9 protein-coding genes are annotated in these 12,469 nt (G+C 72.7%); 6 read left to right on the top strand and 3 right to left on the bottom strand.

What is annotated here, in order from left to right:
* Positions 1–257 precede the first annotated feature (257 nt).
* The gene (locus ACZ6EM_RS08580; RefSeq protein WP_452180597.1) at positions 258–1,523 is read right to left on the bottom strand and encodes a polysaccharide deacetylase family protein; all 1,266 of its coding nucleotides are present in this window, start codon (positions 1,521–1,523) and stop codon (positions 258–260) included.
* Positions 1,524–1,833: 310 nt separating this feature from the next.
* Between ACZ6EM_RS08580 and ACZ6EM_RS08585 the strand changes: the two genes are divergently transcribed.
* The 5 genes from ACZ6EM_RS08585 to ACZ6EM_RS08605 all read left to right on the top strand — a co-directional run bounded on the left by ACZ6EM_RS08585 (position 1,834) and on the right by ACZ6EM_RS08605 (position 8,422).
* Positions 1,834–2,874, top strand: coding sequence for a phosphotransferase family protein (locus tag ACZ6EM_RS08585; RefSeq protein WP_452180598.1), 1,041 nt, complete (start codon positions 1,834–1,836; stop codon positions 2,872–2,874).
* A 7-nt stretch (positions 2,875–2,881) separates the two neighbouring features.
* A complete protein-coding gene (locus ACZ6EM_RS08590) occupies positions 2,882–4,108 on the top strand; it encodes an acyl-CoA dehydrogenase family protein (RefSeq protein WP_401055649.1) in 1,227 nt (408 codons plus the stop codon).
* 119 nt (positions 4,109–4,227) lie between these two features.
* The gene (locus ACZ6EM_RS08595) at positions 4,228–5,505 is read left to right on the top strand and encodes an alpha/beta hydrolase family protein (RefSeq protein ID WP_452180599.1); all 1,278 of its coding nucleotides are present in this window, start codon (positions 4,228–4,230) and stop codon (positions 5,503–5,505) included.
* A 433-nt stretch (positions 5,506–5,938) separates the two neighbouring features.
* Positions 5,939–7,837, top strand: coding sequence for a putative Ig domain-containing protein (locus ACZ6EM_RS08600; protein WP_465772080.1), 1,899 nt, complete (start codon positions 5,939–5,941; stop codon positions 7,835–7,837).
* A gap of 141 nt (positions 7,838–7,978) precedes the next feature.
* Positions 7,979–8,422 carry a hypothetical protein gene (locus ACZ6EM_RS08605; RefSeq protein WP_465772081.1) on the top strand — a complete coding sequence of 148 codons (444 nt, stop codon included), beginning with the start codon at positions 7,979–7,981 and terminating at the stop codon, positions 8,420–8,422.
* 10 nt (positions 8,423–8,432) lie between these two features.
* Here ACZ6EM_RS08605 and ACZ6EM_RS08610 read toward each other — a convergent pair whose 3' ends face one another.
* On the bottom strand, positions 8,433–8,846 hold the full coding sequence (locus ACZ6EM_RS08610; RefSeq protein WP_401051919.1) for a winged helix-turn-helix transcriptional regulator: 414 nt from the start codon (positions 8,844–8,846) through the stop codon (positions 8,433–8,435).
* Between the two features lie 81 nt (positions 8,847–8,927).
* Between ACZ6EM_RS08610 and ACZ6EM_RS08615 the strand changes: the two genes are divergently transcribed.
* Entirely contained in the window at positions 8,928–9,749 is an 822-nt protein-coding gene (locus ACZ6EM_RS08615; protein WP_452180600.1) for an NAD(P)H-binding protein, read from the top strand.
* 100 nt (positions 9,750–9,849) lie between these two features.
* Here ACZ6EM_RS08615 and ACZ6EM_RS08620 read toward each other — a convergent pair whose 3' ends face one another.
* A complete protein-coding gene (locus tag ACZ6EM_RS08620) occupies positions 9,850–12,141 on the bottom strand; it encodes a DUF7507 domain-containing protein (protein ID WP_465772082.1) in 2,292 nt (763 codons plus the stop codon).
* Positions 12,142–12,469: the final 328 nt, after the last annotated feature.

A 12,469-nucleotide genomic window follows, 5' to 3' on the forward strand; every position in this document is an offset into this window, starting at 1 on the left:
GCGTCCGACAGGGCGCCCTCCCGGCCGCCCCGCGGCGACCGGGAGGGCGCCCTCGCGCCGTCCACGGGGCGCGGGTCGGCCGTGCCCCGCGCCGAGCATGATCCGTGCGATCAGCTCCCGGCGGCCGCCCACGCCGCCCCATCCGGCGAAGCTGACACGCACCCGGCCGGCGCCCCCACGCCCCGAACGGCGGGGGTGCGCCTCTTCCTACCGGCAGCCCGGCGGCCGGGCCGACCCCGGGGAGCGGTCCCGTCCGGTCACTTGACCAGGCGGGACCATTCGGCCGGCTGGGCGGGGTCGAGTTGGCGGAGCTGGTCGAGGACCTTCGGGTCCTGGGCGTCGAGCCAGTCGGCGACCTGGCGGAAGGAGACGCAGCGGACGCCCTCGCGCTTGCAGACGTTCTTCATCACGTCCTCGATGGCCTGCATGTAGATGCCGCCGTTCCAGGACTCGAAGTGGTTGCCGATGAAGAGCGGGGCGCGGCTGCCGTTGTAGACGCGTTCGAAGCCGGCCAGGTAGCTCTCGCGGGTCTCCTTCTCCCAGGTGTCGTACTTCTTGGGGTCGCCGTTGGTGGTGTTCCCGGACTGGTTGGCCAGGAAGTTGAAGTCCATCGAGAGGCTCTGGGTCGACCTGCCGGGGTAGGGGAGCATCTGCAGCGGGAAGTTCCAGATGCCCTCCTTCTTCACCGGCCAGACCTGGAACTCGCCCGGGGAGCTGGCGTCGTAGCGGAAGCCCGCCGCCTTCTCGGCCGGCAGCAGGTTCTTCTGGCCCTCCAGGCAGGGGGCGCGGCCGCCGACCAGTTCCTTGGTGTAGTCGAAGGGGAGGGGCGGGACGTCCTTGAAGCCGGTGTTGGTCTTCCAGTTGGTGACGAAGGAGACGGCCTGGTCCAGCTCGCTCTTCCACTCCTCGGTGCTCCACTCGCCGCCGCCCTTGGCGTTGCAGAAGTGCCCGTTGAAGTGGGTGCCGATCTCGTTGCCGTCCTGCCAGGCGAGGCGCAGCTGTTCCAGGGTGTCCTTGATGTGGGGGTCGGTGGCGTAGTCGATGGAGGCGTCGCCGGGCTTGTGCTGCGGTGGCTTGTAGAGCGTGCTCTTGGACTTGGGGAGGGTGTAGAGGCCGCTCAGGAAGAAGGTCATCTGGGCGTTGTTCTCGACGCCGAGTTTGCGGAAGCGGGAGAACATGCGATCGTCGCCCTCCAGCGCGCCGTCCCAGGAGAAGACGACGAACTGCGGCGGCTTCTCGCCGGGCTTGAGCTTCTCGGGCGTGGGCTGCTTGGGCTGCGGGCCGGTGTAGGAGGTGGAGCCGTCGCCGAGCACCTTGACCTGGCCGTCCCAGGTGGGAGTGGGGGTGGGGGCGGGTGGTGGCGGGGCGGGGGTGTCGGTCGTGGCGCTCGGGGCGGGGCTGGACGGGGTGGTGCCGGTGGCGGCCGTGGGTCTGCTCTGCGTGCCGGAGCATCCCGTCGCCAGGGCGGAGGTCCCGAGGACCCCCATCGCCAGCAGGATGGCCGAGCCGCGAGCAGTCCTCACCGGACCCCATTTCTCTGATCTTCGATCAGGCGGTGTTCAGAAGACGATCGATGGAAGTGATCATCAGAACACTTTTGATCGACCTCTGTCGAGGCGGGGCCGGTGCGACCGCGGTGGCGGAGGGGCCGGCGAGCAACTCCCTTGTGTCGCACGGCGGATGCGTGATGAGCAGGCCTCGCCGGCGGCCCCCGCGCCGATCGGACCCCGGAGCCGTGCGGCGCGGGGGTTCGCGGCATTGACAGGGGGCCTCCTGCGGTTGAATGCTAAGCAAGCGCTTAGTCAATGATCCGCTTCCCCGAGGAGCCGCCCGATGGCCGAGACCCCCGTCGACCCGCCAGGCCTGGACCTGGCCCGCCTCCGGGCCCACCTGGACCGCGAGCTGCCCGGCATCCTCCAGGGCCGGGGCCGGGGGCCGCTGCGGGCCGACCTCATCGAAGGGGGCCGCTCGAACCTCACGTACGTGCTGAGCGACGGCGCCTTCCGCGCGGTCCTCCGGCGCCCGCCGCTCGGGCACGTCCTCGCCACCGCGCACGACATGGGCCGCGAGTACCGGGTGATGACCGCGCTGCGCGACACCGGGGTCCCCGTCCCCCGCACCCTGCTGCTCGATCCGGACACCGACACCCTCGGCGCCCCCTGGTACCTGATGGAGTACGTCCCCGGCACCGCCCACCGGGACGCCGCCCCGCTGGCCGCCCTCGGCGAACAGCGGGTGCACGCGCTCGGGCGCAGGCTGGTCGACACCCTCGCCACCCTGCACGGGATCGACCCGGCCGCCGTCGGCCTCGCCGACTTCGGCCGCCCGGAGGGCTACCTGGAGCGCCAGCTGCGCCGCTGGTCGAAGCAGTTGGAAGCCTCCCGCAGCCGCGACCTGCCCGACCTCGACCGCCTGCGCGCCGGGCTCGCCGAGCGGCTGCCGGTCTCGCCCGCGCCCGCGCTGGTGCACGGCGACTACCGGCTCGACAACGTCCTGGTCGACGCGGACGACACCATCGCCGCCGTCCTGGACTGGGAGATGTCCACCCTCGGCGACCCGCTCACCGACGTCGGCCTGCTGGTGATGTACACCGAACTCGCCGGCGTCGGCGGCGGCATCATCCCCTCCGCCATGACCGCCCCCGGCTTCCCGAAGCCCGACGAGATCGTCTCCTCCTACGCCGACGCGACCGGGCGCCGGGCGGAGGACCTCGACTGGTACGTCGCCTTCGCCTCGTTCAAGCTCGCCGCCGTCGCCGAGGGCATCCACTTCCGCTTCCGGCAGGGCCGCACCCTGGGCGCCGGCTTCGAGCGCGCCGGCGAGATGGCCCCGATCCTCGCCCGGTACGGCCTGAGCACCCTCAAGGAGAGCTGAGAACCCGATGGACTTCGCCTACGACGCCCGGACGAACGAGCTCCGCGAGCAGCTGCTCGCCTTCATGGACGAGCACGTGCACCCCGCCGAGCCCGTCCTCGCCGCCCAGCTCGCGGCCCGACTCGCCGACCCGGCCCGCGACCGGTGGGCCGTCCCCCCGGTCGTCGCCGACCTCCAGACCGAGGCCCGCAAGCAGGGGCTCTGGAATCTCTTCCTCCCCGGCGAGCCCGGCGCCGGCCTGACCAACCTCCAGTACGCCCCGCTCGCCGAAATCACCGGCCGCAGCATCCAGTTGGCCCCGCCCGCGCTCAACTGCGCGGCGCCCGACACCGGCAACATGGAGCTGCTCGCCCAGTTCGGCAGTGCCGAGCAGCGCGAGCGCTGGCTGCGCCCGCTGCTGGACGGCGCGATCCGCTCGGCCTTCGCGATGACCGAGCCCGAGGTGGCCTCCTCGGACGCCACCAACATCGCCACCCGGATCGAGCGGGACGGCGAGGAGTACGTCGTCAACGGCCGCAAGTGGTACATCACCGGGGCGATGAACCCCGATTGCCGGATCCTCATCGTGATGGGCAGGACCGACCCGGCGGCCGAACCCCACCGGCAGCAGAGCATGGTGCTCGTCCCGCGCGACACCCCGGGCGTGACCGTGCGGCGCGGCATGACGGTCTTCGGGTACGACGACGCCGACCACGGCGGCCACGCCGAGGTGCTGTTCGAGGACGTCCGCGTCCCGGTGGAGAACCTGATCGGCGAGGAGGGTACGGGCTTCGCCATCGCCCAGGCCCGGCTCGGCCCCGGCCGCATCCACCACTGCATGCGCGCCATCGGCATCGCCGAGCGGGCGCTGGAACTGATGTGCCGCCGGGCCGACGAGCGGGTGGCGTTCGGGAAGCCGCTGGCCGAGCAGGGCGTGGTGCAGGACTGGATCGCCGAGTCCCGGGTGCGGATCGAGCAGTTGCGGCTGCTGGTGCTGAAGACCGCCTGGCTGATGGACACCGTCGGCAACCGCGGTGCGCACACCGAGATCCAGGCGATCAAGATCGCCACCCCGCGCACCGTCGAGTGGATCCTCGACAAGGCCGTCCAGGCCCACGGCGCCGCCGGCGTCAGCCAGGACACCCCGCTCGCCCAGCTCTGGGCCGGCAACCGCACCCTGCGGCTGGCGGACGGCCCCGACGAGGTGCACAAGCGCTCGCTGGCCCGGAGGGAACTGCGCAAGTACCGGCGCTGACCCGTAGGGGTGTCATACCCGGGTATTCAGGGACGTGTTGGCCCTCTGGTATGACGGCCGCGGCCCGTTCCCGACCGTAGTGTCCTGCGTGTTCGATCGATCGGAGCACGGAGGACATCATGGGCATTCCGGGACGGGCCGTGGCGGCGGTGGTGCTGGCGGCGGCAACGGCGGTGGGCACGATCGGTACGGCCGTGGGAGCGGTCGGGCCGGGGGACGCGAGCCCCGGGCGGCAGGCCCGGGCCTGGCTGCCCGAGCCCAGCGGGCCGTACCCGATCGGGACCACCGCGCTGCACCTCACCGACACCGGACGGGAGGACCCCTGGCACCCCGGGCAGCGGCGCGAGCTGATGATCAGCCTCTGGTACCCGACCTCCCACCCGGCCTCCGGCGACGAGCGGGCCCCGTACATGGAGCCCGCCGCCGGTCGGCACTTCGACGGCCCGGACGGCGTCGGCCTGCTCAACTACGGCACCGAGCCCGGCCGCACCGACTGGTCGGCCATCCGCACCCACGCGCGCAAGGACGCCCCGGCACTGCCCGGCGGCCCGCGCCCGGTCGTGCTGTACTCGCCCGGCCTCGGCGACCCGCGCACCTGGGGGACGGCGCTGGTCGAGGACCTCGCCTCGCGCGGCTACGTGGTGGTCACCGTCGACCACACCTACGAGGCCTCCGAAGTCGCCTTCCCCGGCGGCGACCTGGCCACCTCGGTGCTCCCCGGCATGCTCGGTCGGCCCGGCCTGGACATCGGCGCGGTGCTGCGCAAGGCGATGGACACCCGGGTCGCCGACACCCGCTTCGTCCTGGACCGGCTCGCCGGCCTGGGCGGGCGTCCGGGCCTGCCCGCCGGGGTGGCCGGGGCCCTCGACCTCGGCCGGATCGGCATGGTCGGCCAGTCGGCGGGCGGCTTCACCGCGCTCCAGACCATGCACGACGACCCGCGGATCGCGGCCGGGATCAACATGGACGGGCAGATGCACTTCCCCGGACCCGACGGCCACACCGGCGTCCTCCTGCCCAGCGTCGCCGAGGACGGCCTGAACCGGCCGTTCCTGCTGATGGGCACCGGCGGCGAGGACTCCGGCGGCTACCGCGACCAGCCCGGCTGGAACGCCCTGTGGCAGCACAGCACCGGCTGGCACGCCGACGTCACCCTCACCGGCTCCCGCCACGGCTCGTACACCGACGCCCAGCCGCTGCTGCCGCAGCTCGCCCGCCAGGGCGTGCTCAGCGCCGAGCAGCTGCGCAAGGACGTCGGCGACATCCGCCCCGGCCGCGCCGAACTCGCCACCCGCTCCTACGTGGCGTCCTTCTTCGACCGCTGGCTGCGCGGCCAGGACGACCACCTGCTGGACGGGCCCTCGGCCCGCTTCCCCGAGGTGGCGTACGAGCGGTAGCGGGCCGGGGCGGCGGGCGGATTCCCCGCGCCGCCCCCTTCCGGACGCGCCGAGGGGGGAAGGTTCCGCACGGCGCCGAATTGCCGTCAGGGGGCCTCGCCGCACGGCCGCTCACGGATTTCGAAACGGCATTTCCTGTCGTATTCAGTGAATGACTACGCGCGTTGATCCCCTTTCATCAACGTTGCTTGACCTGCTTGGACGCGCTTCTTAATCGTTCCTTACCCAGCGCCGTTGACCGGTGTTCATCAGCTCTGCTTTCCTTCTTGCCACGCAGGCGGCAAAAGGCCGACGGGCAGTCAATTCCGGGTGTGCGAATGAATTCGACCGGAACCCGACCCGACGGAATCCGCCGCCGGCCCTTCCCCCACAAAGGGATCGTTCCCGGTCCCCGAGGCCGCGGACGATCGGCAGAAGAGAGGCACCCTCACCCATGGGTCACTCCCCCAGGACCGGACGCGCGAGGTACGCGGCGCTCACCGGAATAGCGTCGCTCGCGCTCGCCGCCGCCGGCTTGGCCGGCGCGGCCGGTCCGGCCTCCGCGCAGGACATCTCCGGCTCGCAGGGCAGCACCACCAACGAGTTCAACCCCTGGAGCCCGCAGAACGGCCACCCCTACCGGCACGGCGCGGTCCCCGGCATGTCCCAGCACGAGAACTACAAGAAGTGGCTCGCCGCCCATGACCAGGCCGCGGCGACCGGTCAGCAGACGCTGTCGTACGGCGGCGGCGTCGACGGCATCGGCGTGCAGAGCGGGCACTCCAAGGTCTACCTGGTGTTCTACGGCAACCAGTGGGGCACCCAGACCACCGACGCCAGCGGCAACGCGAAGTTCTCCAACGACTCGGCCGGTGCCGCCGGTGCCACCCAGCAGATGTTCAAGGGCATCGGCACCAACGGCGAGACCTGGTCGGCCGACCTGACCCAGTGGTGCGACGGCCCCACCGTCGCCACCGGTGCCGTGAGCTGCCCGTCCAACGCCAACTTCATCCCGTACCAGAGCGGCGGCGTCCTGTCCGGCGTCTGGTACGACAACGGGGCCGCCTCGCCGAGCCAGGCCAGCGGCAACCAGCTCGCCCAGGAGGCCGTCAAGGCCGCCGGACACTTCGGCAACACCACCGCCGCCGCCAACCGGGACGCGTACTACATCGTCCTGTCGCCGCACGGCACCAACCCGGACGACTACCAGAACCCGACCACCGGGTACTGCGCCTGGCACGACTGGAACGGTGACACCACCCTCACCGGCGGTGCGGCGAGCTCGCCCTACGGCGACATCGCCTTCTCCAACCAGCCGTACAACATCGACGCGGGCTCCAACTGCGGCGTCGGCTTCGTCAACTCGCCCGGCACGCTGGACGGCTGGACGATGACCCTCGGCCACGAGTGGCACGAGATGATGTCCGACCAGAACCCGGCCGGAGGCTGGACCAACCACGTCTCCGGCAGCAGCTACAACGGCCAGGAGAACTCCGACGAGTGCGCCTGGATCCAGCCCGGCAGCACCGGCGGCGCCGCCAACATCTCCTTCGGGGCATTCGGCAGCTACGCCGAGCAGGCCAGCTGGTCCAACGACACCAACTCCTGCGCGATCTCGCACGCCATCCTGACCCACGGCAACACGGTCACCGTCACCAACCCGGGCAACCAGAGCGGCACCGTCGGCACCGCGGTCAGCCTGCAGATCAACGCCACCGACTCGGCCACCGGCCAGACGCTGGGCTACTCGGCCACCGGCCTGCCGGCCGGCCTGTCGATCAACCCCTCGACCGGCCTGATCTCCGGCACCCCGACCGCCGCCGGCACCTCCAGCGTCACGGTCACCGCCACCGACACCACCGGCGCCGCCGGCAGCACCACCTTCACCTGGACCGAGTCCACCGGCGGGGGCGGCGGCAACGCCGTCACCAACGGCGGACTGGAGACCGGCAGCCTGACCGGCTGGACCACCGCCGGCAGCACCTCCGCCACCGCCTCCGCCGCCCACAGCGGCGGCTACGGCGCCATGGTCGGCTCCACCGGCCCGACCGGGGACTCCTCGATCGCCCAGACCTTCACCGCGCCGACCGGCACCAGCAAGCTGTCCTTCTGGTACAGCAACACCTGTGACGACACCGTCACCTACGACTGGGCCACCGCCACCCTGAAGGACAACACCACCGGCACCACCACCACGGTCCTGGCCAAGACCTGCACCACCACCGGTACCTGGACCAACAGGACGGCGACCGTCACCCCGGGCCACTCCTACACCCTCACCCTGAGCAACCACGACGACAACTACCCGGGTGACCCGACCTACACCTACTACGACGACGTGACCGTCTCCTGACCATCGCCGCGCCGAACGCACCGGGGTGGGCCCAGCGCCCGCCCCGGTGCCGTTTCCGGTCCGAGCGCCGTCCGGCGGGATCCGAACCGGCCGCCGGGGCGTCGAACCGGTACCCCCGGAACACCAGCAGGAGGAACCACCGTGAACCCGAGAAGATCCGCCGCCCCGGTACTCGCCGCCGCCCTGCTCACCCTGGCCGGCTGCGCCTCCACCGGAACGGGCCCGTCGACGCCCGCCGCCGCGTCGACCGCGCCGAGCCCGGCGACGGTCACGGTGGACGAGCACGCCGACCGCACCACCCTGAAGGCCACCGTCGGCACGACCGTCACGCTCGCCCTCCACAGCACCTACTGGTCCGCCGCGACCAGTTCCGCCCCCGACGTCCTCACCCCGGCAGGCTCCCCGGCCACCGCCCCGTCCCCGTCCTGCCGCCCCGGCGGCGGCTGCGGCACCGTCACCGCCTCCTTCACCGCCCGCGCCCCCGGCACCGCCCGCCTCACCGCGACCCGCACCAGCTGCGGCGAGGCCCTCAACTGCCCGCCCGAGCAGCGCGGCTACGAAGTCACCGTCGAGGTCACCGGGTGAGACCCGACTCCTAGCGGATCTCCGAGCCGGGGTTGGCCTCGTCCCACCGCCGCCGGGAGTCGACGATCGCGTCGTGGTGGCCGTACGACCAGTCCGCCATCGCCCGCACCAGGTGGGTCAGGCTGTGCCCGAGCCGCGTCAGCTCGTACTCCACCTGCGGCGGGACGGTCGGGTGGACGGTCCGCGAGACCAGTCCGTCGCGCTCCAGGCGACGCACGGTCAGGGTGAGCATCCGCTGCGAGATGCCCGGCAGGGCGCGCTGCAGTTCGCGGAACCGCCTTACACCCTGGGCGAGTTCGACGACGGTGAGGACCGACCACTTGTCGCCCAGGCGGTCCAGCAGGTCGCGGATCCCGCAGTCCACGCCGTCCTCGCACCAGACCACCGGACGGGACGTGGTTACCGCGGTGTGCCCTGCTGACATGAATGTGCCTCCTTACGCCGGACGCCCAGGCTATCGAGGATGGTCGTGCAGCCGACGACCGATCACCCCTGGAGGAACCCCATGCTGCTCGTCACCGGAGTCAACGGAGGCCTGGGCGCTCTCGTCCTGGCGCGGCTCGCCGGCCGGGAGGGCGTCGTCGCCGGCTCGCGCACGCCCGGGGAGGTGCCGCACGGCGTCCCGGCCCGGCTGGTGGACTTCGACCGGCCGGACACCCTGGCGGAGGCCTTCGCCGGGGTGCGGACCCTGCTGCTGATCTCGGCCGGCGCCGCCGAGGACGACGTGGTGATCGCCCGGCACGGCGCCGCGATCGAGGCGGCGGAGCAGGCGGGCGTCGAGCACCTCGTCTACACCAGCCTCTCCGGCGACGGCGACCACCTGCCCTACGCCCTCGCGCACCGCTGGACGGAGCGGCGGCTGCGCGCGTCCGCCACCCTGCGCTGGACGGTGCTGCGCAACGGCCTGTACGCCGAGTTGCTGGGGGCGATCACCGCGCCCGGCCCGGACGGGGTGATCGGCGCTCCGCTCGGGGACGGGAAGCTCGCGGCGGTGGCCCGGGCGGACCTCGCGGAGGTGGCGGTGAACGTCGCCCTGGCGCCCGCCGGGCACGCGGGCCGCACCTACGAGCTGGTGGGGGAGCGGGCGGTGGGCGGCGCGGAGGTGGCCGAGGCGCTCGGCGCCGAGTACCGCCCGGGACGGCTGACCGAGGCCCGGGCCGCGGCGGCGGCCTCGGACGCGCGGGACTTCCAGGTGCCGATGGTGGTCGGCACCTACTCGGCGATCGCCCACGGCTTCCTCGCCGGCCCGGGCGGGCCGGGCGATCTCGCGGCACTGCTCGGCCGCGAGCCCCGCCCGGCCCTGGAGGTCATCGCCGAGGGGCGGTGACCTCGGCGCGGGTGACCGCCGGTTGTGCGAGCCCCGACCCACGGCACCGGCCCGCGCGCTCCGCGCGGGCCGGTGCCGTGGGTCGTGCGGCGTCGCTGTGTCACTCCATGGGCTGGGTGCCCTGGTCCGCGCTGCCGGCCTGCGGGCGGCGTCTGCGGTTGGCGGTGAGGAGCACGGGGACGCCCGCGGCGAGCAGGAGCGCACCCGCCGTGCCGATGAGGGTCAGGTTTCCGGCACCGGTCTCGGGCAGTTGGCCGTGCGGCGGGTGGGGCTGGCCGGAGGGGTGGCCGGAGGGGTGGTGCGAGGGCGACGGAGAAGGAATGTGCGAGGGGGACGGCGAGGGGGAGGGGGACGGGGCCGACTGGGGCGGCGTGGCCGTGACCCGCGCCGTGGCGGGGCCCGACGTGACCGTGGTGGAGCCGGGCCCGGTGGCGGTGGCCACCGCGGTGTTGTCGATGTGCCCCTGGCGCAGGTCGGCCGCGGTGACGGTGTAGGTGCCCGTGCAGGTCGTCGACCCGCCGGGCGCCAGCGGCCCGGCGGGGCAGGTGAGGGTCGGGGCGGTGCCGGAGCCGGAGAACGCGGTGTCGGCGACGGTGATGCCGGTGAGGGTGACGTTGCCGCTGTTGGTGGCCACCAGGGTGTAGGTGACGGTCTGGCCGGCGGCGGTCACCGTGGCCGGGGACGCGGACTTGGCGAGGGTGAGGGCCGGGGACTGGGTCAGCGTCACGGTGGCGGTGGCGGGGGGCGAGGTGACCGGGGGCCCGGAGGGCGGGGTGCCGGTCGCGGTGGCGGTGTTGGTGATCGTCCCGGCGTCGATGTCGGCCTGGGTGACGGTGTACGTGGCCGTGCAGGTGATCGACGCTCCCGGCTCCAGGGTCGTCGACGGGCAGGTGATCACGGGCGGGGTGCCCTTGCCGGAGAAGGAGGTGTCCGTCACCGACAGGCTCGTCAGGGTGACGTTGCCGGTGTTGGTGACCACGTAGGAGTAGTCGAGGACCTGGCCGGGGGTGAGGGTCGCGACCACGGTGTTGCGCCGGGCGTTGCCGCCGCCGTTGTTGCCCCCGCCGTTGTTGCCCCCGCCGTTGTTGCCCCCGCCGTTGTTCCCACCGCCGCCGCCGGCGGACACGGTCTTGTCGAGGGTGAGCGAGGCCGGAGGACCGGTCACGGTGGCGGTGGCGGGCGGTGAGGTGACCGGGGGCCCGTAGGGCGGGGTGCCGGCCGCGGTGGCGGTGTTGGTGATCGTGCCGGCGGTGACGTCGGCCTGGGTGACGGTGTAGGTGGCCGAGCAGGTGAAACTCGTGCCGACGGGCAGGATGGCCGACGGGCAGGTGATCACGGGCGGGGTGCCCGTGCCGGAGAACGAGGTGTCGGTGACGCTGATGTCCGTCAGGTCGACGTTCCCGGTGTTGGTCACCGTGAAGTAGTAGATGAGGGTCTCGCCGACGGCGATGGTGGTCATCAGGGTGTTGCGCCGGCTGTTGCCGCCGCTGCTGCCCCCGCCGGCGGTGACGGCGATCTTGTCGAGGACCAGGCCGGCCTGGTTCTGCGGCGAGGTCACCGTCGCTGTGGCGGGCCCTGAGGTGACCGGGGGGCCGGTCGGCGGGGTGCCGGTCGCGGTGGCGGTGTTGGTGATCGACCCGGCGGTGACGTCGGCCTGCGTCACCGTGTACGAGCCGGTGCAGGTCATCGACATGCCCGGCGGCAGCGTGGTCGCCGGGCAGGAGATCACGGGCGGGGTGCCCGTGCCGGAGAAGGAGGTGTCCGACACCGACACCCCCGTCAGCGTGACGTTCCCGGTGTTCGTCACGTCGTACGTGTAGGCGATCGTCTCGCCGACCGTCAGGGTGGTGACGGAGGTCGAGCGCCGGCTGTTCCCGCCGCCGTTGTTGCCCCCGCCGTTGTTCCCGCCACCGTTGTTCCCGCCACCGTTGCCTCCGGACGGTGTCCCGGCCTTCTGCAGGGAGATCGCGGCGCTCTGGACGGCGGCCAGGGTGGCGGTGGCGCCGGGCGCGGTGACCGTGGATCCGGTGGACGTCCGACCGGTGGCGGTGCCGATGCTCGTGACGCCGCCCGCGTCGATGTCCGCCTGGGTCACGGTGTACGGGGCGGTGCAGGTCATCGCGGAGCCGGGGGCGAGGTCGGTCCCCTGGCAGGAGACCACCAGCGGGCCCGCGGTGCCGCTGAAGGACGTGGTGGCGACCGTGACTCCGGTGAGCGGCTCGTCACCGTTGTTCGTGACCGCGAAGGAGAAGGTCGCGTTCTCGCCGACCGTGTTGACGGTCGTCGGGGAGACCGACTGGGAGAGCGACAGCGAGGGCGACTGCGCCGAGGCCTTCCCGGCCAGGGGGAAGCCGGTGACGGACACGGTCGCCACGGCTGCCGCGGTCGTCAACGCCATCAGGGTCCGGCGGAGGACCCGCCGGGCCCTCGGCGCCCCCGAAGGCGGTCCGGACTCCCCCGAGTCGTGCGGCGGCCGGGTTGTGCGGACTCTCATGCGGGTACTCCCAGGTCGACTTGAGCACCGGCGCCCGAAACCTGGCGCGGCGGGTGGGAAGGCTTTGACGGTGTGAAACGCGAGCCGCGCATCCGTTCGTCGGAGGCACCCGGGCCGACCCGGTCGAACGTCTACGCACCATGTCGCCGCACGCCTGCCGCCTCGGCAGCGGACATGCAAGGTCGGTTATCGCCCCGGGCGGCGCCGCGCGGCATCGTGAAACGCC

The organism is Kitasatospora sp. NPDC041917 (assembly GCF_055589745.1).

Coding starts and splice junctions, on each gene's coding strand:
- ACZ6EM_RS08615 (WP_452180600.1), top strand. CDS start 8,928: ATGCTGCTCGTCACCGGAGTCAACGGAGGCCTGGGCGCTCTCGTCCTG.
- ACZ6EM_RS08595 (WP_452180599.1), top strand. CDS start 4,228: ATGGGCATTCCGGGACGGGCCGTGGCGGCGGTGGTGCTGGCGGCGGCA.
- ACZ6EM_RS08585 (WP_452180598.1), top strand. CDS start 1,834: ATGGCCGAGACCCCCGTCGACCCGCCAGGCCTGGACCTGGCCCGCCTC.
- ACZ6EM_RS08590 (WP_401055649.1), top strand. CDS start 2,882: ATGGACTTCGCCTACGACGCCCGGACGAACGAGCTCCGCGAGCAGCTG.
- ACZ6EM_RS08600 (WP_465772080.1), top strand. CDS start 5,939: ATGGGTCACTCCCCCAGGACCGGACGCGCGAGGTACGCGGCGCTCACC.
- ACZ6EM_RS08610 (WP_401051919.1), bottom strand. CDS start 8,846: ATGTCAGCAGGGCACACCGCGGTAACCACGTCCCGTCCGGTGGTCTGG.